A 23,789-nucleotide genomic window follows, 5' to 3' on the forward strand; every position below is an offset into this window, starting at 1 on the left:
ATGGATAAACGTATTTTTGTTGAAAAAAAGGCTGATTTTCAGGTCAAGTCAGAGAGTTTGGTAAGAGAGCTCCAGCACAACTTGGGGCTTTCAAGCTTGAAAAGTATTCGTATTGTGCAAGTGTATGATGTATTTGATTTGGCAGAGGACCTGTTTGCACCTGCAGAGAAACACATCTTCTCTGAGCAGGTGACAGATCATGTCTTGGATGAAGCGGCTGTGCAAGCGGATCTTGCCAACTATGCTTTCTTTGCTATTGAAAGCCTGCCAGGGCAGTTTGACCAGCGTGCAGCTTCTTCACAGGAAGCCTTGCTTTTGCTGGGAAGTTCGAGTGATGTGACAGTCAATACAGCCCAACTTTACTTGGTGAATAAAGATATTGATGCGACTGAGTTAGAGTCGGTCAAGAACTACTTGCTCAATCCAGTTGATTCTCGTTTCAAGGATATCACGACAGGGATTGCCAAGCAGGAATTTTCAGAGTCAGACAAGACCATTCCGAAATTGACTTTCTTTGAAAGCTATACAGCAGAAGACTTTGCCCGCTACAAGGCAGAGCAAGGGATGGCAATGGAAGTGGATGATTTGCTCTTTATCCAAGACTACTTTAAGTCAATCGGGCGCGTGCCGACGGAAACAGAACTCAAGGTTTTGGACACTTACTGGTCTGATCACTGCCGTCACACGACTTTTGAGACAGAGTTGAAACACATTGATTTCTCAGCTTCTAAATTCCAAAAGCAATTGCAGTCAACCTATGAAAAATATATTGCCATGCGTGATGAGTTGGGGCGTTCTGAAAAGCCACAAACCTTGATGGATATGGCGACTATTTTCGGTCGTTATGAGCGTGCCAATGGACGTTTGGACGATATGGAAGTGTCAGATGAAATCAATGCTTGCTCAGTCGAAATTGAAGTGGACGTTGATGGTGTGAAAGAGCCATGGCTCCTCATGTTCAAGAACGAAACCCACAACCACCCAACAGAAATCGAACCATTTGGTGGGGCTGCTACTTGTATTGGTGGAGCCATTCGTGACCCATTGTCAGGTCGCTCATATGTCTACCAAGCCATGCGTATTTCAGGTGCTGGTGATATTACAGCACCGATTTCGGAAACTCGCGCTGGGAAATTGCCACAACAAGTCATTTCTAAAACAGCTGCTCACGGTTATTCTTCATATGGTAACCAGATTGGGCTTGCAACGACCTACGTTCGTGAGTATTTTCATCCAGGCTTTGTAGCTAAACGCATGGAGCTAGGTGCTGTTGTCGGTGCGGCTCCTAAGGGCAATGTGGTCCGTGAAAAACCGGAAGCTGGTGATGTCATTATCCTCCTTGGAGGTAAGACTGGACGTGATGGTGTCGGTGGTGCGACGGGCTCTTCTAAGGTTCAAACAGTTGAGTCTGTGGAAACTGCTGGAGCTGAGGTTCAAAAAGGAAATGCCATCGAAGAACGCAAGATTCAACGACTTTTCCGTAATGGCGATGTGACTCGTCTTATCAAAAAATCAAATGATTTTGGCGCTGGTGGTGTCTGTGTAGCTATTGGTGAATTAGCAGACGGTCTTGAAATCGACCTTAACAAGGTGCCTCTTAAATACCAAGGCTTGAATGGTACCGAAATTGCCATCTCTGAGTCTCAAGAACGGATGGCTGTGGTGGTTCGTCCTGAAGATGTGGCTGCCTTCGTTGCAGCATGTAACAAAGAAAATATTGATGCTGTTGTGGTAGCGACAGTCACTGAAAAACCAAATTTGGTCATGCACTGGAATGGTGAAACCATTGTCGACTTGGAACGTCGTTTCCTTGATACAAACGGTGTGCGCGTGGTCGTCGATGCTAAGGTTGTGGACAAGGATGTCAAACTCCCAGAAGAACGTCAAACATCTGCTGACACACTTGAAGTTGATACCCTTGCGGTTCTATCTGACCTCAACCATGCGAGTCAAAAAGGCTTGCAGACTATCTTTGATTGCTCTGTTGGTCGTTCAACGGTTAATCACCCACTTGGTGGTCGTTACCAACTCACACCAACTGAGGCTTCTGTGCAGAAATTGCCTGTACAACATGGTGTGACTCATACTGCGTCAGTCATTGCTCAAGGTTTCAACCCTTATGTAGCAGAATGGTCTCCATACCACGGTGCTGCTTATGCGGTTATTGAAGCGACTGCTCGTTTGGTGGCTGCTGGTGCCAACTGGTCTAAGGCTCGTTTCTCTTACCAAGAGTATTTCGAGCGCATGGACAAACAAGCAGAGCGTTTCGGTCAGCCAGTAGCTGCTCTTCTAGGTTCTATCGAAGCACAAATTCAGCTTGGCTTGCCATCTATCGGTGGTAAGGACTCTATGTCTGGTACCTTTGAAGAATTAACCGTACCACCAACCTTGGTCGCTTTTGGGGTGACGACAGCGGATAGCCGTAAGGTGCTTTCTCCCGAGTTCAAAGCTGCTGGTGAAAACATCTACTACATCCCAGGTCAGGCCCTCTCTGCAGAGATTGATTTTGACTTGATTAAGTCTCACTTTGCTCAGTTTGAAGCCATCCAAGCAACTTACAAAGTAACATCTGCATCAGCTGTTAAATATGGTGGTGTCGTTGAAAGTTTGGCTCTTGCTACCTTTGGGAACCATATCGGTGCAGAGGTAACCTTGCCTGAACTTGAAACAGCCTTGACAGCTCAATTGGGTGGATTTGTCTTTACCTCTCCTGAAGAAATTGCTGGAGTAGAGAAGATTGGTCAAACGAAAGCAGACTTTACACTGACTGTCAACGGTGTGAAGCTAGATGGACAGAAGCTTGACAGTGCCTTCCAAGGGAAACTGGAAGAAGTTTACCCTACTGAATTTGCCCAATCTCAAGAATTGGCTGAAGTGCCAGCTGTCGCTTCTAACACAGTCATCAAATCCAAAGAAACCATTGAAAAACCTGTGGTTTACATCCCAGTCTTCCCAGGAACCAACTCAGAATATGACTCAGCTAAGGCCTTTGAGAAAGAAGGTGCAGAGGTCAACTTGGTGCCATTTGTGACCTTGAATGAAGAAGCCATTGTCAAGTCAGTTGAAACTATGGTTGACAATATCAACAAGGCCAACATTCTCTTCTTTGCAGGTGGCTTCTCAGCTGCGGACGAACCAGATGGTTCAGCTAAGTTTATTGTCAATATCCTGCTCAATGAAAAAGTGCGTGCAGCTATTGATAGCTTTATCGCCCGTGGTGGCTTGATTATCGGTATCTGTAATGGATTCCAGGCTTTGGTCAAATCAGGTCTTCTTCCATACGGGAACTTTGAAGAAGCCACTAGTACTAGCCCAACCCTCTTCTACAATGATGCCAACCAACACGTGGCCAAGATGGTGGAAACTCGCATTGCCAATACTAACTCACCATGGCTTGCTGGAGTGGAAGTTGGTGAGATTCATGCCATTCCTGTTTCACACGGTGAAGGGAAGTTTGTCGTGACAGCTGAGGAATTTGCAGAGCTCCGTGACAATGGCCAAATTTTCAGCCAATATGTTGACTTTGACGGCAAACCAAGTATGGATTCTAAGTACAATCCGAATGGTTCTGTCCATGCCATCGAAGGAATTACCAGCAAGAATGGTCAAATCATCGGTAAGATGGGACACTCAGAACGTTATGAAGACGGTCTTTTCCAAAACATCCCAGGAAATAAAGACCAGCACCTGTTCGCGTCAGCGGTTAAATACTTTACTGGAAAATAAGACTTGCAGATTTGCTAATAGATAGTATTAGTAATGTAAAAGTCATGTAGATTTAGCTCTTGGTGCTACACAAATAAAAATTAGGTATATAAAATGACATACGAAGTAAAATCTCTTAATGAAGAATGTGGTGTTTTCGGTATCTGGGGACATCCAGATGCTGCTAAATTGACCTATTTTGGACTCCATAGTCTTCAGCACCGTGGTCAGGAGGGGGCAGGAATCCTCTCCAATGATCAGGGACAATTGAAGCGCCATCGTGACATGGGACTTTTATCAGAAGTCTTCAGAAATCCTGCTAATTTGGATAAATTGACAGGAACTGGTGCGATTGGGCATGTGCGTTATGCAACTGCTGGCGAAGCTTCTGTAGATAACATTCAGCCTTTCCTCTTCCGTTTTCACGATATGCAGTTTGGGTTGGCTCATAATGGGAATCTGACCAATGCAGCCTCTCTCAAGAAAGAACTGGAACAAAGAGGAGCGATTTTCAGCGCGACTTCGGACTCGGAAATTTTGGCTCATCTCATTCGTCGCAGTCATAATCCGAACTTGATGGGCAAAATCAAGGAGGCGCTCAGTCTAGTTAAAGGTGGTTTTGCCTATATCTTGCTGTTTGAGGACAAGTTGATTGCGGCTCTTGACCCCAATGGTTTCCGTCCCCTTTCTATCGGAAAGATGGCTAATGGAGCAGTAGTCGTTTCTTCCGAAACCTGTGCTTTTGAGGTCATTGGTGCAGAGTGGATTCGTGATTTGAAGCCAGGTGAGATTGTGATCATTGATGACAAAGGCATCCAGTATGATAGCTATACAGATGATACTCAGTTAGCAATCTGTTCTATGGAGTATATCTATTTTGCCCGCCCTGATTCTAACATTCATGGTGTTAATGTTCATACGGCACGTAAACGTATGGGTGCCCAATTGGCGCGTGAATTCAAGCATGAGGCGGATATCGTGGTCGGTGTGCCCAATTCTTCCCTCAGCGCGGCTATGGGATTTGCAGAAGAGTCCGGGCTACCAAATGAAATGGGCCTCATCAAAAACCAATACACCCAACGTACCTTTATCCAACCGACTCAAGAATTGCGGGAGCAAGGGGTACGGATGAAACTCTCTGCTGTTTCAGGTGTTGTCAAAGGCAAGCGTGTTGTTATGATTGATGATTCTATTGTACGTGGAACAACCTCTCGTCGTATCGTTCAGCTCTTGAAAGAAGCGGGTGCAACTGAGGTTCACGTTGCTATTGGCAGTCCAGCGCTAGCTTATCCATGCTTCTATGGAATTGATATCCAGACCCGTCAGGAGCTAATTGCGGCCAATCATACGGTTGAAGAAACGCGTCAAATCATTGGTGCGGACAGTCTGACTTATCTTTCTGTTGAAGGATTGATTGATTCAATTGGTATTGAAACGGATGCACCAAATGGTGGGCTCTGTGTCGCTTACTTTGACGGTGACTACCCAACACCTCTCTACGACTATGAAGAAGACTATCGTAGAAGTTTGGAAGAAAAGACCAGTTTTTACAAATAGACAATAGATCCTCCATTAAAGAAAAGGAATATAAAAATGACAAATAAAAATGCGTACGCTCCACGTCTCACTACTGACTAAAAGCTAAAGCATTTGTCAGTAGACGCTTTCCCCTATGGGACCAAAGCTAGAGACCTGACTAGTATTTTTAGATAAAATAATTGTTTATCTAAAAATACGTCGCAGTCTTTCTCAAAAAAAGAAAAGGAATAAATAAATGACAAAAAATGCTTATGCCCAGTCTGGGGTGGATGTTGAAGCGGGTTATGAAGTTGTTGAACGGATTAAAAAGCACGTGGCTCGTACGGAGCGTGCAGGTGTCATGGGAGCTCTTGGTGGCTTTGGTGGTATGTTTGACCTTTCAAAGACTGGGGTTAAAGAACCCGTCTTGATTTCAGGGACTGATGGTGTCGGAACTAAGCTCATGTTGGCTATCAAGTACGACAAGCACGATACTATCGGTCAGGACTGTGTGGCCATGTGTGTCAATGATATCATCGCTGCAGGTGCGGAGCCTCTCTATTTCCTCGACTATGTGGCGACAGGGAAGAATGAACCAGCTAAGCTAGAACAAGTGGTTGCTGGTGTGGCAGAAGGTTGTGTGCAGGCAGGCGCTGCCCTCATCGGTGGTGAAACAGCTGAAATGCCTGGTATGTATGGCGAAAATGACTATGACTTGGCTGGTTTCGCGGTCGGGGTGGCTGAAAAATCTCAAATTATTGACGGTTCAAAGGTGGCAGAAGGAGATGTTCTTCTCGGACTTGCTTCAAGTGGGATTCACTCAAATGGTTACTCCCTCGTTCGCCGTGTCTTTGCCGACTACACAGGTGAGGAAATCTTGCCAGAATTGGAAGGCAAGCAACTCAAGGAAGTTCTTCTTGAGCCGACTCGTATCTATGTCAAGGCTGTCTTACCACTCATCAAGGAAGGCTTGGTCAACGGCATTGCCCATATCACAGGTGGTGGCTTTATTGAGAATGTCCCTCGTATGTTTGCAGTTGACTTGGCTGCTGAGATTGAGGAAGACAAGGTTCCAGTTTTACCGATTTTCAAAGCCCTTGAAAAATACGGTCAGATCAAACACGAAGAAATGTTTGAAATCTTCAATATGGGTGTGGGACTTATGTTTGCAGTTAGCCCTGAAAATGTAAGTCGTGTCAAGGAATTGTTGAATGAACCAGTCTATGAAATTGGTCGTATCGTTAAGAAAGAAAACGAAAGTGTCATCATCAAATGAAAAAAATAGCGGTTTTTGCCTCTGGGAATGGCTCAAATTTTCAGGTGATAGCGGAACAATTTCCAGTAGAGTTTGTCTTTTCAGACCATCGTGATGCCTATGTGCTCGAGCGGGCAGACAAGCTCGGCGTTCTGTCCTATGCTTTTGAACTCAAGGAGTTTGAGAGCAAGGCAGACTACGAAGAAGCCCTTGTTGAGCTCTTGGAAGAACATCAGATTGACTTGGTTTGCCTAGCAGGCTACATGAAAATCGTTGGGCCAACCTTATTGGCGACTTATGAAGGTCGGATTATCAACATTCATCCAGCCTACCTGCCAGAATTTCCAGGAGCTCATGGGATTGAGGATGCTTGGAATGCGGGTGTCGCTGAGAGTGGTGTGACCATTCACTGGGTGGATTCAGGTGTGGATACAGGCAAGGTTATCAAACAAGTGCGTGTGCCACGGTTAGCTGATGATTCCATCGAAAGCTTTGAAACTCGCATTCATGAGGCAGAGTACAAGTTGTATCCGGAGGTGCTGGGTAGCTTGGGAGTGGAGAGAAGGTAAGAAGTAAATCAAATTTTGATTGTGCAATCTTGCTAGGAGAAAAAATGATTGAACTGAAATTAGTAGATGAGAACAGTTTTCAGGCAGTGCTAGATTTGAAAATATCTGAAGCTGATGAACGAGCACGTTTCGTGTCTCCAAATGTACGCTCTTTAGCTGACGCATGGCTCTACCGAGAGAATGGGGATGTGTTTCCGATGGCAATCTATTGGGATAAGCAAGTGGTTGGCTTTCTCCTGCTGGAAATAGATAAGGATGAAGCGGAATACTTTATCTGGCGGATAATGATTGGCCAACAGTACCAAGGAAGAGGTTATGGACGAAAAGCTGTGGAAGTTCTGATCAAAAAGGCTCAGATGGATAGCACTTGCAATCATATTGTCGCAGATTATGTGGTTGGAAATGAAAAAATGAAGCACCTGTTGACTAGTTTGGGTTTTCAGGAAACAGGATTTATAAAAGAAAATAACGAAGTCGCTATGCGCTTGGACCTAAAGAAAGAGGAATAGAATGACGAAAAAAGCTTTAATCAGCGTCTCAGATAAAGCGGGCATTGTTGAATTTGCCCAAGAACTTAAAAAACTTGGTTGGGACATCATCTCAACAGGTGGGACAAAGGTTACCCTTGATAATGCTGGGGTGGATACGGTTGCCATCGATGATGTGACTGGTTTCCCAGAAATGATGGATGGTCGTGTTAAGACCCTTCATCCAAATATACACGGTGGACTCTTGGCTCGTCGTGACTTGGATAGTCACCTTCAAGCAGCCAAGGATAATCAAATTGAGCTTATCGACCTTGTTGTGGTCAACCTTTACCCATTTAAGGAAACCATCCTCAAACCAGATGTGACTTACGCTGATGCAGTGGAAAATATTGACATTGGTGGGCCATCTATGCTTCGTTCAGCGGCTAAAAATCATGCTAGCGTAACAGTTGTTGTAGACCCAGAGGATTATGCTGTAGTTCTTGACGAATTGTCAGCCAACGGTGAAACAATTTACGAAACTCGACAACGTCTGGCAGCCAAGGTTTTCCGTCACACAGCAGCTTATGATGCCTTGATTGCAGAGTATTTTACAGCTCAAGTGGGTGAAAGTAAGCCTGAAAAGTTGACTTTGACCTATGACCTCAAACAAGCCATGCGTTACGGTGAAAATCCTCAACAGGATGCAGATTTCTACCAAAAAGCTTTGCCGACAGATTACTCGATTGCTTCAGCCAAACAGCTTAACGGTAAGGAATTGTCCTTCAACAATATCCGTGATGCGGATGCTGCCATCCGTATCATCCGTGACTTCAAAGACCGTCCAACCGTTGTGGCTCTCAAACACATGAATCCATGTGGAATCGGTCAGGCTGATGACATCGAGACTGCTTGGAACTACGCTTATGAGTCTGACCCAGTGTCTATCTTTGGTGGTATCGTTGTTCTTAACCGTGAGGTGGATGCTGCGACGGCTGAGAAGATGCATGGCGTTTTCCTTGAAATCATCATCGCGCCAAGCTATACGGATGAGGCGCTAGCTATTTTGACCAACAAAAAGAAAAACTTGCGTATTCTTGCCCTGCCATTTGATGCTCAAGAGGCTAGTGAAATGGAAGCAGAATATACAGGTGTTGTTGGTGGACTCCTCGTTCAAAACCAAGACGTGGTCAAGGAAAGCCCAGCTGACTGGCAAGTGGTGACCAAACGTCAGCCAACTGAGATAGAAGCGACAGCTCTTGAGTTCGCTTGGAAGGCTATCAAGTATGTCAAATCAAACGGAATTATCGTGACCAACGACCACATGACACTGGGTGTTGGTCCAGGTCAAACTAACCGTGTGGCTTCCGTACGTATTGCCATTGACCAAGCCAAAGACCGCCTTGACAGCGCTGTGCTTGCTTCCGATGCCTTCTTCCCATTTGCGGATAATGTGGAAGAAATCGCAAAAGCAGGTATCAAGGCCATCATCCAGCCTGGTGGCTCCGTACGTGACCAAGAGTCTATCGAAGCTGCGGATAAATATGGCTTGACCATGATCTTTACAGGAGTGAGACATTTTAGACATTAAGAACGTTAAAGGGAAGAAAATAGTTTCTTTCCTTTTTCAGCTTAAAACACTAAGTGAAACAAGATTAAAACGAACGTTTATGGTATAATGTTATTAAATAATTCGCAAAAGAGGTTGTAAGATGAAACTACTTGTTGTCGGTTCGGGTGGTCGTGAGCATGCGATCTCTAAGATGTTAAAAAAATATCCAAAGATTGGGTGTTTTTAGAACAAAGTGCTTTGGGATATATTATTTTGAAAGAATTGGAGATAATTCATGAACCGTTGGACTGTACTAAGGAAAGTTAGCAATAAGTATTCTAAGAAAATCTCAGAATTACTTGACATAATAGAATTTACAGATAGAATAGAGAAGAAATATTTTTCCGAAAAAAATATTAAAGATAGAGTGGTCATTGATAAAAATTCTTTTGAGGCTAAGGATATAATAGTTTTAGATTATTATCAAACTCTTTTAAGAGAGAGATTTGATATAAGAATTCCTAATAGGGATATGATAATTAATGAACTATTGAATATAATGCCTTATTTATTTAAGTATAAAAAAGCAACTGTTTTCAAATTTGATTTCAAGGATTTTTTTAGAAGTATCGATATTTTAAAAGTTTTAAAGTTACTAGAAAAAGAGTCGACATTATCATTTAAGGAATATAGATTTATATATAATACATATATTCAATTGCCAAACATATCTCCTGGATTGGGTATTAATAATATGTTAATAGAAATATTAGGTAGGGAATTCGATGAGAAAGTCGAATCTCTGTATTATAATAATCTTATTTATTATGGGAGATATGTAGATGATGGAATTTTAATTCTTGATTCTTCGGTTACAGAGCGTTCAATTAGGAACAACTTGATGAAAGTCATGAAGGAGGTATTTGGAGAGAAAACAACATTTAATGAGGAAAAAGTTTGTTTTATAAGTCTACCCTCCAGATTAAATTTTAATGAGGTTATAAATTTTTTGGGTTACTCGTTCAGTTATGACTATAGAGCACCTTCTACTAGATATCAAAAAGATAAAAAAAAGTTCACTTTTGGTATTGCTACAACTAAATTGGAAAAAGAGATGGAGAAAATCCATCGTATTATCGATGAGTATCAAAGCACCCATAAACAAAAATTACTGGAGAATAGGTTAGATATTTATTTTAAACGAGTAACATTTTATGATCAAAATGACAGATGTTGGAAAAGTATAGGTTTTTCAAGGAATTATGAACAGATAAAAAAAATGATAGAGTTTGACAAAGAGCTCTCAAAGTACAAATTTAGTCCATACTTGAATCAAGAAACAGAAAAATTCTTAGAATTAAAGTTTCTAGAAGAACAATTTTCGAACTTACCAAATCAATTAGTAGGGCAAATAAAAAATCAAAAGTTTCTTTCTAATTTGTTTCATAATAAAGCAGTGATTTTAAACCCAAAGATTGGGTTGAATTATGCGAGGCTGTCAGAGTATCTAAGGTCTTGTGATATACGAATTAGTCAAAGAGATAGTTATCAGGAATTGCAGAGGAGATTTATAGGTAGATTGACTGAAAAAAACCGGTAAGCATTGAAAATGATTACCGGTCGTTAATACTACTACCATACAAAACGCATAGTGGTAATGATTGTGTGTAACATCATTTTAACAGATAGAGAGAGAAAAAGCAATGAGTAATAATGTATTAAAGAGACAAGCAGAGGATTTTGTATTGACAGATTTAATAGCTCATGAAAGGGGAGATTTTTTTACTCATAAAAATATATATGATTTTTTATTGAAAGATAGTAATATGAAACTTGTTTTACGTAAAATCTCCAGGACGTCTAAAATAGAGAAAAAATTTGCAAATTCACACTTTCATGCTGCTCCGCTAAAGTTTAAAGTCAGTAATAAAGACTCTTTTAGAGAATTAAGCTTACTTAATCCTCTGAGTGTCTTTGAATCTTACTGCTTCATAAATTATTGTGGAAATGAGATTGAGCAATATATAAACAAATATAATGTATACGGAGTTAGAACACCTGTAATAAATAAAAAACTACTATATAGATATTCTGATGGAAGTTTTGCGTATTATTCTACCTCTGAAGAAAGAGAAGGCTTGCTTCAAAAAATAGAGGGAAGTTGTTCCTTTTATAATCATAAACCCTATAAATATCTTACTGATTTTTTAAAAAGTGAGGAATTTGATGACAATATTGAAATCTTTGAGAATTGTTTGCATTTTGATATAGAAAACTTTTTTGGTAGTATATATACACATACATTTTCCTGGTTTGTGGCAAAGAGAACTATTAATTCTAAGTCATTAAGTAGTACAGGCAGTCTTTTTCAGAATATAGATACATTTTTACAAAATTTAAATCAATCAAAAACAAATGGGATTGTTATAGGTCCTGAATTGAGTCGTCTATTAGCAGAGTTTTTATTGGTAAGTATTGAAAAAAATATAAATAGGGTTTTAACCAGTTTAAGTTTGAAAAACGGGAGGGATTATAAATTAAGCCGTTTTGTTGATGATTATTATTTATTTACTAATGATAAGGATATAGAAAAACAAATACACAAGATTATATCAGAAGAACTTAATGTATACCACTTGAGAATTAAAGAGTCAAAGACAGAAGAATATAGCCGATTAAATAATGAATGGTTAGAGTATTTAAAGGGGAATGTAGTAAATAGAATTTATGATTTATTTGTTGATAAACCAGAATCTGAGTTACCTTTTAGAGGTAATGAAAGATATAAAAGTTCAAAAAGAAGTAATGAGAGCTATAGAAGTTTAAAAAATTGTATAGACCTAGCATTGTCAAAGTATCCTAAACAAAAAAATAAAATTATCTCTTATGTACTAACAACCATCTATAGAAAGTTAGAAGATGACGCTTTAGAATTATCATTACATTTTTCTAAAATCATTAATTACGTTTTTTGGTTGTTATCAAAAACACCAAATTATAATTGTGTAGAGAAAACTTGTTTAATATTAGAATCTATTCTTTCTAGTTTTAAACAGGAAACTTCCAAAGTACATATTAGTATTGAAGAAACATTCTTTAAATTTGGAAATAAAATAATTACAGATTATCCAAGTGATTGGATAAATTTACTAATATTTATGTCGTATAAAAAGATTAATATATCGTTCAAACAGCTACAAAAAATATATGATAACATAATGTATGCTAATGATCCTCGTTTAATAGCAGGTCTGCTGATTTCCTCATTTTTAAATGAAGATTATGGCTATAACAAAAAGCATAAAGAAATAATAAAGTTAATTTGTCGAGAAGTATCACTGATAAATGTATCCTCAATTTCTGATTTCTTTTTAGATGAGAAATCTTGGTGGTTTATTATATTCTATTCATTTCCAAGGAATAATAATTTTAAAGCAACTAGTAAGCGACTTTTTGAAGAAAAACTAGTTGTTATTATGGATAATCTTAAAAGTAGCTTAGAGAGTCATGCTGAGGCTTTGAGCTCAAATGATGATATCCCATCTATGATACAGAAAAGTGTGATTGACTACCTGACGGACGAGAATACTGGATTTATTATGTGGGATTTATTAAGTAAGGATGATAGCCAATTAAAATATTTCTATACTAATAAGCAAATTTTATCAAACCCTAATGGACTTTTTGGTAGTATGGATCTTTCTAACTAAAATTTTAAGGAACATTTATTCATAATAGCTTATTTTAAGTTGTCTAACTATACTAATATAATTCTTAATGATTTTTTAATGCTGGACTAAGACTCATAATATAAAATATTCAAAATATATTATATTATGAGCTTTAGTCTACTTCGTAAACTGTAGTAGGTTGATGAAAAGTTAATACATGGAGGTAACAATCGCTAAATTCTTCATTTTTATATCTAGAGCTATAAATGTGTTTTTCCTAAAGTTGTTTAAATCATTAAAACCAAAGACATTGTATTGTATTGATAATTCTAGCTTTATTCTAGAGAAAGGTTTTAAAAAATATATGAAAAAGAGTTGATAGAGCTTATATTGTGGTTTTAAATCTTTAGAATAGCTTAAGAATTCATCCGAACCTTATTTATTAGTTAAACATATACGAAAAATCGGTCAATAAAAGAGCTTATCCCTCAGTTTAAGAATATGTATTGAATGAGTCTTTGATAGCTTTTTAGTCCATTATTTTTATAATTTTGGAATAAAGTTATCTCTGGAGTTCATTAGTGCATGTTTGACATCAGAAATTGACTTTTAAGGATTAAATCAGAATTATTGTATGAGTACTCTCTAAATTGGGTGTTTTAGAAATTATATTTAGTAAACAGATTATTTGGGTGGAATGTCAAACAATTTAGTGATTGCTTATTTTTATATGTTGTTTTAGTATAAGGTAAGGGGAAATATAGTTTATATTACTCTAGAGGATAGGAGTGGGGTCAAACTAACCGTGTGGCTCCCGTTCGTATCGCCATTGACCAAGCTAAAGATCGTCTTGATGGTGCTGTCCTTGCTTCAGATGCCTTCTTCCCATTTGCAGATAACGTGGAAGAAATCGCCAAAGCAGGAATCAAGGCTATCATCCAGCCAGGTGGCTCTGTTCGTGACCAAGAATCCATCGAAGCAGCAGATAAATATGGCTTGACCATGGTCTTCACAGGCGTGAGACATTTTAGACATTAAGAAGACAAGAGGGAAGAAAACAGTTTCTTTCCTTTTTTTGCTTAAAAAACGGAATAGAACAAGATTAAAACGAACGTTTATGATATAATGTTAGTAAATAATTCGCAAAAGAGGTTGAGAAATGAAGCTGTTAGTTGTCGGTTCGGGTGGTCGTGAACATGCGATTGCTAAGAAGTTACTTGAGTCAAAAGAGGTAGAAAAGGTTTTTGTTGCTCCTGGGAATGATGGGATGACTCTGGATGGGTTGGAGTTGGTAAATATCTCCATTTCCGAACATTCTAAATTGATTGAGTTTGCAAAAGACAACGATATCGCTTGGACCTTCATTGGTCCAGATGACGCCCTTGCGGCTGGGATTGTGGATGATTTTAACAAAGCTGGGCTCAAGGCTTTTGGTCCGACAAGATTGGCAGCGGAGTTGGAGTGGTCCAAGGATTTTGCCAAGGAAATCATGGTCAAATACGGCGTTCCGACAGCAGCCTATGCCACATTCTCAGATTTCGGGGAAGCCAAGGCCTATATCGAAAAACAGGGTGCGCCTATCGTAGTCAAGGCAGATGGTTTGGCACTTGGGAAAGGTGTCGTCGTTGCGGAGACGGTTGAGCAAGCAGTCGAAGCAGCTCACGAGATGCTTTTGGACAATAAATTTGGTGACTCAGGTGCGCGTGTAGTTATCGAGGAATTCCTCGACGGAGAAGAGTTCTCTCTCTTTGCTTTTGTCAATGGAGACAAATTCTACATCATGCCAACGGCTCAGGACCACAAACGTGCTTACGATGGCGACAAGGGGCCTAATACGGGTGGTATGGGTGCCTATGCGCCAGTTCCCCACTTGCCAGAGAGCGTGGTTGACACAGCGGTTGACACCATTGTCAAGCCAGTCCTAGAGGGGATGATTAAGGAAGGTCGCCCTTATCTGGGTGTTCTTTATGCGGGGCTTATCTTGACAGCGGACGGTCCTAAGGTTATCGAGTTCAACGCTCGTTTTGGAGATCCTGAAACGCAAATCATCTTGCCTCGTTTAACATCTGACTTTGCACAAAATATTACGGATATCCTCGATGGTAAGAAGCCAAACATCACCTGGACGGACAAGGGTGTGACTCTGGGTGTGGTTGTCGCATCCAACGGTTATCCGCTAGACTATGAAAAAGGTGTCAACTTGCCAGCTAAGACAGAAGGCGACATTATCACCTACTATGCTGGGGCTAAGTTTTCGGAAAATAGCAGAGCAATGCTCTCAAACGGTGGACGTGTCTATATGCTCGTCACCACAGCAGACACCGTTAAAGAGGCTCAAGACACTATCTACCAAGAACTCGCCCAACAAAACACAGAAGGTCTCTTTTACCGAACAGATATCGGAAGCAAGGCTATTCGATAAAGATATAAGAAAAGCGACGAAGTCACCAAGTACGATAATGGTAGCCGTTGGGGAAAATTTGAGACCTTAGGCTCAAATTGTAGAAATGAAACCGAAGGTTTGCTTCCGTCCCCATCACCTAAGACCATCATTAAAAAAGAAGAAAAAGGAAAAATTATGACTAAACCAATTATTTCCATCATCATGGGCTCAAAATCCGACTGGGCAACCATGCAAAAAACCGCAGAAGTCCTAGATCGCTTCGGTATAGCTTACGAAAAGAAGGTTGTCTCTGCCCACCGTACACCTGATCTCATGTTCAGACATGCTGAAGAGGCTCGTAGCCGTGGCATCAAGGTCATCATCGCAGGTGCGGGAGGTGCAGCCCATTTACCAGGAATGGTAGCTGCCAAAACAACCCTTCCAGTCATTGGTGTACCAGTCAAATCACGTGCTCTTAGTGGCGTGGACTCGCTCTACTCTATTGTACAGATGCCGGGTGGAGTACCAGTCGCAACCATGGCTATCGGTGAAGCAGGGGCGACCAACGCAGCTCTTTTTGCCCTCCGTCTCCTGTCAGTAGAGGACAAGGCCATTGCGGATGCACTTGCTAACTTTGCTGAAGAACAGGGAAAAATCGCAGAGGAGTCTACAAATGAGCTCATCTAAAACAATCGGAATTATCGGTGGTGGTCAGCTTGGTCAAATGATGGCAATTTCTGCTATCTACATGGGGCACAAGGTTATCGCGCTGGATCCTGCGGCGAATTGCCCAGCCTCTCGCGTAGCGGAAATCATCGTGGCTCCTTATAATGATGTGGACGCTCTTCGTCAGTTGGCTAAGCGTTGCGATGTCCTCACCTATGAGTTTGAAAATGTTGATGCTGACGGTTTGGATGCTGTCATTAAGGAGGGACAACTTCCTCAAGGGACAGACCTACTTCGCATTTCCCAAAATCGTATTTTTGAAAAGGACTTCCTATCAAACAAGGCTCAAGTCACTGTAGCACCCTACAAGGTTGTGACTTCTAGCCAAGACTTGGCGGAGATTGACCTGTCCCAAAACTATGTCCTCAAGACTGCAACAGGTGGCTACGATGGGCATGGACAAAAGGTCATTCGCTCAGAAGCAGACTTGGAAGAAGCCTATGCGCTAGCTGACTCAGCAGCCTGCGTTTTAGAGGAATTCGTCAACTTTGACCTTGAAATTTCTGTCATCGTGTCAGGAAATGGAAAGGACGTTACGGTTTTCCCAGTTCAGGAAAATATCCATCGTAACAACATCCTATCTAAAACAATTGTGCCTGCTCGAATTTCAGCTAGTCTGGCTGGAAAAGCCAAAGCTATGGCAGTACGAATCGCAGAACAACTCAACTTGTCTGGAACCCTTTGTGTGGAAATGTTTGCGACAGCCAATGACATCATCGTCAACGAGATTGCCCCACGACCACATAACTCTGGACACTACTCGATTGAAGCCTGTGACTTCTCTCAGTTTGACATCCATATTCTTGGTGTTCTGGGGGCACCATTACCAGCTATCAAACTACATGCACCAGCAGTCATGCTCAATGTCCTCGGCCAGCATGTCGAAGCTGCTGAAAAATATGTCACAGAAAATCCAAGCGCCCACCTCCACATGTATGGTAAAATAGAAGCGAAGCACAACCGCAAGATGGGACATGTGACTTTGTTTAGTAATGAACCAGATAATGTGGTTGAGTTTGGGAAAGGGATAGATTTTTAGGACAAGTCTATGATACAAATTCTCGTTAACGCTTTTGTTGAAAAAGATAAGACTGGAGCAGTCGTGGAAGTCTTGTATGCTAGTGCTGACCAAGATAAGGTACAAGCTAAATATAAAGAACTAACTGCACAATACCCTGAAAACTATTTAGCTATCTATGATTTACCGCTGGATACGGATTTGAATACGCTAGATCATTATCCGTCTGTGTTTATTGGGAAAGAGGAGTTTGAGTAGTTAAATAAGACATAAATGGAAGGTTTAATGATTTGCGTTTAGGATTGCATTCATAAAATGAAAGGACAATGCCAGGTGAAAGAATCGGAATTATATATTAGGCTTGGGATTTCAGGGAAAGACGAGCTGGGTAAAATACTTGGGTTCGAAGCTAAGTACTGTGAGCGGAATACTTACTTTAAAATATTGAGAAAAAAGCCTATTGTGAGTAGGTTGGTAGGTGCTAAGTCTCAAGGATGGCGTACTATGTTAGATGGAGGAATCCCGAACAGTAAGTCTCCAAATTTAAATTTAACAATGAAACTTCCGAAGGAAAATCCTCAAAAAATAAACGGGCAGAATTTTTTTCATCAAGGACACATTCTAGCAAAAGAATTTTACAATTTCATTCCTAATAAAGACGAGGCCTATAGAAAAATTAAAAATAATTCTAAAAATGGATTTATTCAATTTAGTGTAGCTAACATGCAACAAAGTAAAAAGAATGAAGTCTTTAGATATAGTCAAGCGTACTATGAAAACAGAGTTGCGAAATATCTTACAGATACAGGAAATAAAGTTATTTATGAAGTGAGAATTTATTTTTACAATAAGAATGATAAAATTCCAATAGGGACTAGAATATCGTTCGAAACAGAAGATAAAAGTTTAGAAAATGAATTATGTAATGATATTTTTATTCCAAATTTTGATAAAGATTTTGGCCTATCAAGGATTCAGGGATATTTAGGTAGGAAGTCTTATAGAGAATTCTATGCTTATGGGCATGATGCAAGATATAAGAAATGTTTTAAAAATATTGCTATGATAGACAATGGCGATTCATTTAGTCGAACATTTGATGAAAATCATAACCAAATTTTTTATTGTGTACAAGAGAATAAAAAAATTAAATCAGGTTTATTTTTAACATGTAAAGATGTGTATAGGACATATTCTTTAGAACCAGAGGATATGATAATTGAAAGTTATACGAAAGAAGAGATATTCAGAAAATATGAGCACCGAAAGTATTGTTATTATCCTGCCAAAAAGGAAGAAAGTAATTTTTCAGCAATATTCTTTGATTGGCCTACTGTAGAGAGATTGTCAGGATTTTCAATGAGAGGTTTAAAAAAACAAGACACTTTGGAAGGAGCTTTTAAACAGTTGAGTTGGTAGCTTGAAAAAATGAGATAGGTTTGTTAGGCAACTATACTTACTCTAGCACCTCTCTTCTTTTATAAAAGGATATATTTAAAACTATAAAAATAAAGGAAAATGAGTACTCGTATTCACAAAAACTGAATACGGGCTACGGACTTCCTTAAAATTTAAACTAGAAAAATGAAAACAAGAAAGGGAAGGACTCCAGGTTCCGCAATTTGCCCCCGGACGGAAAGCTTGGAATTTAGATCCCCCGCCTTGGATGTAAACATCCTGCGTTGGGTTCCTAAAATTCAGTCGCTTTCTGGTCGTCCTTGGTATCATAAACATGATCAACCGTTACTCTCGCCCTGAGATGGCGAATATTTGGAGTGAAGAAAATAAATACCGTGCTTGGCTTGAGGTGGAAATCTTGGCTGACGAGGCATGGGCTGAGTTGGGGGAAATCCCTAAGGAAGATGTGGCTTTGATTCGCGAGAAAGCGGATTTTGACATCGACCGTATTTTGGAAATCGAGCAGGAAACTCGCCACGATGTGGTTGCCTTCACGCGTGCGGTTTCTGAGACTCTTGGTGAAGAGCGCAAGTGGGTTCACTATGGGTTGACTTCTACCGACGTGGTGGATACTGCCTACGGTTACCTCTACAAGCAGGCCAACGACATCATCCGTCGTGACCTTGAAAATTTCACCAACATCATCGCTGATAAGGCTAAGGAGTACAAGTTCACCATCATGATGGGGCGTACCCACGGTGTGCACGCTGAACCTACAACCTTTGGTCTTAAATTGGCGACTTGGTACAGCGAAATGAAGCGCAATATCGAGCGTTTCGAACATGCGGCTGCGGGTGTGGAAGCTGGTAAGATTTCTGGTGCGGTTGGGAACTTTGCCAATATCCCACCATTTGTTGAGCAATATGTCTGCGACAAACTTGGTATCCGTGCCCAAGAAATCTCTACACAGGTCCTTCCTCGTGACCTTCATGCTGAGTACTTTGCGGTTCTTGCTAGCATCGCGACTTCAATCGAGCGTATGGCGACTGAAATTCGCGGTTTGCAAAAATCTGAGCAACGCGAAGTGGAAGAATTCTTTGCCAAAGGTCAAAAAGGTTCATCGGCTATGCCTCACAAACGCAACCCTATCGGTTCTGAGAACATGACAGGTTTGGCGCGTGTTATCCGTGGTCATATGATTACGGCCTATGAGAACGTCGCTCTCTGGCACGAACGCGACATTTCTCACTCATCAGCTGAGCGTATCATCACACCAGATACAACCATTTTGATTGACTACATGCTTAACCGTTTTGGAAATATCGTCAAGAGCTTAACGGTCTTCCCAGAAAACATGATCCGCAACATGAACTCAACATTCGGGCTTATTTTTAGCCAGCGTGCTATGTTGACTTTGATTGAAAAAGGTATGACTCGGGAACAAGCCTATGACTTGGTGCAACCAAAAACAGCTTACTCTTGGGATAACCAAGTAGACTTTAAACCGCTTCTCGAAGCAGATCCAGAAGTGACATCACGCCTTACACAAGAGGAAATCGATGAAATTTTCAACCCTCTTTACTACACCAAACGAGTGGATGAAATCTTTGAACGTCTAGGACTGGGTGATTAATTAAAAAAATAAACAGCGAGCTTTAATCTCGCTGTTTATTTTTTTATTGAAGAGACTTAGTCTTCTTTTCTTTTAGTGAGTCCATAGACTGCTAGTGTGGCCATGAGTCCTGCGACTACTAGTCCTGCAGAATGGTGACTTCCTGTTTCAGGAAGTTTTTTCTCTGTTGCTACAGGAGCTGGACCTTGAGGAAGAGCTTTGTTTTCCTCAGCAGGAGCAGTTGATGGAGCTGGTTGGCTTGGGATTTCTAGTTTTGGTTTTTCTTCATCAATAGCGGCTTGTCTGTGTTCATCACCTACATGCGTTACCAGAGTTCCGACTTCAACTATTTGTGTAACGGCTTTCTGTGCTACGACACTATCTACAAGTGTTTTCACTTCCTTACCATCAACAGTGCTCACAGAGTAGAAGTTGCTACGATGTCCATTGATGCCCTTAGTAAGGACTTGTGTTTTTCCTTTGAGCAAGAGTGGATTTTCACGAGTCACTGTGGTAAATGGAATTTCTTCCTCTTGAACATCCAGTCTAGGTTTTACCTCAGTAGTTGGTGCAAGACCATTTTCATCCCCCTTGTGGGTTACAGGAGCACCGACTTCGACAACTTGGTTAACAGCTTCTTTAGTTACCTGGCTATCAAGGACTGTTTCGGTTGTTTTTCCATTTTCAGTAAGGACAGAGATGTAATGAGTTCGTTCACCTTTGACTCCTGCTGTAATAATGTTTTCTTGACCAGCTGGGATGTTAGGATTTTCTTTCTTGATAACTTCAAATGGGATTTCTTCAGTTCTTGTGATGAGTTCTGGTCTAGTTTCAACATTGGCAGCCACTTCATTTTCATCCAGGCTTCCTGAGTGAGTTGCAGCTGGTTTGAGACCTAAGCGAGCAGCTCTTAGTTTGGCTACAAGTGTGTCAACTTTAGCTTGTTTATTACGGTTGAGGTTGTAATTTAGAGCTGTTTTAGCTGCACTTAGGGTGTCTAAGCTTTCCTTGCTGTATCCTTCTAAGTTTTCAGGAATTTGTGCGATTTCTTCGCGGAGAGCATTATAATTAGCACGGAAGTAGTCTTTGTTGTGATCTGCAAAGGTAGTCATAAGTTCAAAGATTTCTTCCTCCTTGTACTCAGCGCTTGGTCTATCTGCCCAGATAGCAAGCATACTGCCGACTGTTGGAAGATCTACTTCAGGATACTTGGTAGAAGCAAGTTGATTGAATGGAACTTTACCAGAATTTTCAACTGCTTTTGAAAGTGGATAAGATTCGTCTGGTTTGTGATTGCCTAAAACATAGTACCAGTCTCCGTTGGTGTTGAGGAGTTTGTAGCCTTTGCTTGCTAGGTACTGAGGAGTTGCAAGATTGTAACCCCACCATCCTTTAGACCAGTAAGAGATGATGACATCCTTATCAAACTCAACATCATCCTTGTCTTCATAGTAGAAGCCATCGTTGAAGGCCATTGGTTGAAGACCTCTCTCTTTGGCCATAGCAGCGAGGGTGTTGGCATATTCGGCAAATTTGCCATAGAGTTGATACCATTTGAGGTAGTACCAGCCTTGGGCACTAGTCGCGTCGTTAGCGTATTCGTCAGTACCAAAGTTGAAAATTTTTGTTTTACCTGCAAAGAAGTCCATGTATTTACCGATGAGGGCTTTTACAAAGTTCATCGCTTCTTCGTTTCTCAAGTCCATAGTTGTTTTGGAGACTTTGTCAAAGTGGGCTTGAGGATTTTTAATACCTAATTTTTCCATGGCGACCAGCATAGCATCCATGTGACCTGGACTGTTAATCGCTGGGATGAGACCGATGCCCTTGGATTTAGCGTATTCAATTAGTTCTGTCACTTCTGCCTGTGTAAGTGCAGTCCCGTTTGGATCATCGTAGTAAGCTTTTGTTCCTTGGATGATAGCATTTTTGACATCATCACTTGTATAGGTTTTTCCGTTGGCAGTGATAATCATATCATCGAGTAGGAAGCGAAGTCCGTCATTTCCTAGAAGGAGATGGACATCAGAATATCCGAGCTCACTAGCCTTATATACGATGCGTTTGAGCTGGTCAAGAGTAAAGTATTTGCGTCCAGCATCGATTGAGATTACCTTGTTTTTGGCAAGTTTTTCAACTTCACGTTTAGCATCTTCTTCTTTTTGAGCTTCTGGTGTGAAGGTCAAATTGCTGACTGCTTCTTGAAGTTTTGCAATTGCTTGGTCAATCGTGTCTTGTTGGGCACGGCTGAGGTTACTGTCAAGCGAACGGATAGCTTTTGCCGCTTCATTAACTGCTGCGACGCTTTCTGCAGTATAACGGTTAAGGTCTTTTGGTACCTCGTTAAGTGCTTGTTCTGCAGACTCATAATCAGCTGCGAAGTATTCAGCATTAGAATTTGCGAATTGACGCATGAGTTTGAAGAGGCGTGACGGTGAATAACGTGCAGATGGAGTGTCAGCCCAAGCAGCTACCATACCACCGATGAATGGAATAGTTGCACCGTCGGATTTTGGTACCGAAGTGATTGGAGTGTTCTTGATACCGTTTAAGCCTTGATCAAGGTTGTACCAACCTTGGCCATCTGCATTTCGCCCAAGAACATAGTACCAAGCATCGTTAGTGTTTAGGATTTGGTGACCTTTTTCTACTAGAAGTTTAGAAGAAGCGACGTCGTAACCTCCCCAACCACCAGTCCACATTGAAACGATGATATCTTTGTCAAAAGTTCCGAAGCTAGTATCACTATTATAGTAGATACCATCATTGAAGGCCATTGGTTTGAGGCCGTGCGACTTGACGATGTGAGCAAGATCATTAGCGTAAGTGATGAATTTACTATATTTTCCTTTTGTTTGAAGGACAGTCCAACCTTTAGCGTTTGTTGCGTCATTGGCATATTCATCAAGTCCGATGTTGAAGATTTCAGTCTTTTTCGCGAAATAAGCAGCATATTTATCGATAAGGGCTTTTGTAAAAGCGACTGCTTGTTCGTTGTCAAGATCTACAGTACGGGCTGATTCCTTCCCAAAATAGTTAAAGTTAGGATTTTGGATTCCTAATTCTTTCATGGCATTGAGGATCGCATCCATGTGACCAGGGCTATTTACTGTCGGAATGAGACCGATACCTTTATCTTTGGCATAGTTAATCAGATCTGTCATTTGATTTTCTGTTAAGTGATTGCCGTTTGGATCGTTGTAATAATCATTTGTACCTTTTTCAATGGCACGTTTGACATCGTCACTGGCATAGTTCTTGCCGTTAGCTGTGATGCTCATATCGTCCAACATAAAGCGGAGTCCATCATTTCCAACTAATAGGTGTAAATCAGTGTAACCATAATGTTTCGCTTTGTCAATGATTTCCTTGAGTTGTTCTGGTGAGAAATATTTACGTCCAGCATCAATAGAAACAATTTTCTTTTTTGCTAGTTTTTCATTAACTTGAGTAGCACGATCAGTAGTCGGAGCAAGTAGAGCAGGAGTAGCAGGCTCGTTTTTCTTCTCAGTATTGGCACTCTCTGCGCTTTTTTCCACTTGAGTTGTGTTTTCTGCTTCCGTAGTAGGGGCTGGGCTGGCATGTTCTGTTACTACTGATGTTACCACATTGTCTGTTTTTGGAACAACTGTGTTAACAATATCTTTTTCAGTTTTAACTTCCTCTTTTATAGTTTTATCAGCTTGTTTTACAAGTTTTTCTTCTTTATCTTGAATTGGTGCTTCTGATGTTTGTGGTCTATCCGGTACAGCTTGCAAAGTTTCAGGAGCTTTTGGTGCTGGTGTGAGTCCATCTGCAGATACGGCTTGAGCACTGAAGGTAAAGCCTATCAGTACAGAAGCTGCTCCGACCGCATACTTGCGGATTGAGAAACGCTGTTTCTTGTTTAGTTTCATGATAAAACCTCCTTGATAC

The 23,789-nt window shown here is 40.8% G+C and carries 15 protein-coding genes and 1 pseudogene; 15 read left to right on the forward strand and 1 reads right to left on the reverse strand.

Annotated features, from left to right (window positions below; all coding sequences use genetic code 11):
- From CJ239_RS07495 to purB, 15 genes and pseudogenes are all read left to right on the forward strand, one after another.
- Window positions 1-3,726, forward strand: coding sequence for a phosphoribosylformylglycinamidine synthase (locus CJ239_RS07495; protein WP_102211100.1), 3,726 nt, complete (start codon window positions 1-3; stop codon window positions 3,724-3,726).
- Between the two features lie 93 nt (window positions 3,727-3,819).
- The gene (gene purF / locus CJ239_RS07500; RefSeq protein WP_000220647.1) at window positions 3,820-5,262 is read left to right on the forward strand and encodes an amidophosphoribosyltransferase; all 1,443 of its coding nucleotides are present in this window, start codon (window positions 3,820-3,822) and stop codon (window positions 5,260-5,262) included.
- 217 nt (window positions 5,263-5,479) lie between these two features.
- A complete protein-coding gene (purM, locus tag CJ239_RS07505; protein WP_102211101.1) occupies window positions 5,480-6,499 on the forward strand; it encodes a phosphoribosylformylglycinamidine cyclo-ligase in 1,020 nt (339 codons plus the stop codon).
- The gene (gene purN / locus CJ239_RS07510) at window positions 6,496-7,047 is read left to right on the forward strand and encodes a phosphoribosylglycinamide formyltransferase (RefSeq protein ID WP_102211102.1); all 552 of its coding nucleotides are present in this window, start codon (window positions 6,496-6,498) and stop codon (window positions 7,045-7,047) included. Before purM ends, purN begins: the two co-directional genes overlap by 4 nt.
- Window positions 7,048-7,091: 44 nt before the next feature.
- Window positions 7,092-7,556, forward strand: coding sequence for a GNAT family N-acetyltransferase (locus CJ239_RS07515; protein ID WP_102211103.1), 465 nt, complete (start codon window positions 7,092-7,094; stop codon window positions 7,554-7,556).
- Window position 7,557: 1 nt separating this feature from the next.
- Window positions 7,558-9,105 carry a bifunctional phosphoribosylaminoimidazolecarboxamide formyltransferase/IMP cyclohydrolase gene (gene purH, locus CJ239_RS07520; RefSeq protein WP_102211104.1) on the forward strand — a complete coding sequence of 516 codons (1,548 nt, stop codon included), beginning with the start codon at window positions 7,558-7,560 and terminating at the stop codon, window positions 9,103-9,105.
- Between the two features lie 256 nt (window positions 9,106-9,361).
- The gene (locus tag CJ239_RS07525; protein ID WP_102211105.1) at window positions 9,362-10,666 is read left to right on the forward strand and encodes a hypothetical protein; all 1,305 of its coding nucleotides are present in this window, start codon (window positions 9,362-9,364) and stop codon (window positions 10,664-10,666) included.
- Window positions 10,667-10,769: 103 nt separating this feature from the next.
- A complete protein-coding gene (locus tag CJ239_RS07530) occupies window positions 10,770-12,776 on the forward strand; it encodes an RNA-directed DNA polymerase (protein WP_102211106.1) in 2,007 nt (668 codons plus the stop codon).
- Between the two features lie 753 nt (window positions 12,777-13,529).
- A pseudogene (locus tag CJ239_RS07535) lies at window positions 13,530-13,775 on the forward strand (IMP cyclohydrolase); the annotation flags it as partial.
- 121 nt (window positions 13,776-13,896) lie between these two features.
- Complete coding sequence (gene purD, locus CJ239_RS07540) at window positions 13,897-15,159, forward strand: phosphoribosylamine--glycine ligase (protein ID WP_102211107.1); 1,263 nt, start codon at window positions 13,897-13,899, stop codon at window positions 15,157-15,159.
- A gap of 156 nt (window positions 15,160-15,315) precedes the next feature.
- Window positions 15,316-15,807 (forward strand): 5-(carboxyamino)imidazole ribonucleotide mutase, encoded by a 492-nt coding sequence (gene purE, locus CJ239_RS07545; RefSeq protein WP_102211108.1) that lies wholly within the window; start codon window positions 15,316-15,318, stop codon window positions 15,805-15,807.
- Complete coding sequence (purK, locus tag CJ239_RS07550) at window positions 15,794-16,885, forward strand: 5-(carboxyamino)imidazole ribonucleotide synthase (protein ID WP_102211109.1); 1,092 nt, start codon at window positions 15,794-15,796, stop codon at window positions 16,883-16,885. Before purE ends, purK begins: the two co-directional genes overlap by 14 nt.
- Window positions 16,886-16,894: 9 nt before the next feature.
- Window positions 16,895-17,122 carry a phosphoribosylaminoimidazole carboxylase gene (locus CJ239_RS07555; protein ID WP_102211110.1) on the forward strand — a complete coding sequence of 76 codons (228 nt, stop codon included), beginning with the start codon at window positions 16,895-16,897 and terminating at the stop codon, window positions 17,120-17,122.
- Between the two features lie 75 nt (window positions 17,123-17,197).
- Window positions 17,198-18,283 carry a hypothetical protein gene (locus tag CJ239_RS07560; RefSeq protein WP_142367001.1) on the forward strand — a complete coding sequence of 362 codons (1,086 nt, stop codon included), beginning with the start codon at window positions 17,198-17,200 and terminating at the stop codon, window positions 18,281-18,283.
- Window positions 18,284-18,596: 313 nt separating this feature from the next.
- Entirely contained in the window at window positions 18,597-19,895 is a 1,299-nt protein-coding gene (gene purB, locus CJ239_RS07565) for an adenylosuccinate lyase (RefSeq protein ID WP_102211112.1), read from the forward strand.
- Between the two features lie 56 nt (window positions 19,896-19,951).
- Here purB and strH read toward each other — a convergent pair whose 3' ends face one another.
- Window positions 19,952-23,770, reverse strand: coding sequence for an LPXTG-anchored beta-N-acetylhexosaminidase StrH (gene strH / locus CJ239_RS07570; RefSeq protein ID WP_102211113.1), 3,819 nt, complete (start codon window positions 23,768-23,770; stop codon window positions 19,952-19,954).
- Window positions 23,771-23,789 lie beyond the last annotated feature (19 nt).

Source organism: Streptococcus sp. UMB0029 (assembly GCF_002871495.1).
Lineage (GTDB): Bacteria > Bacillota > Bacilli > Lactobacillales > Streptococcaceae > Streptococcus.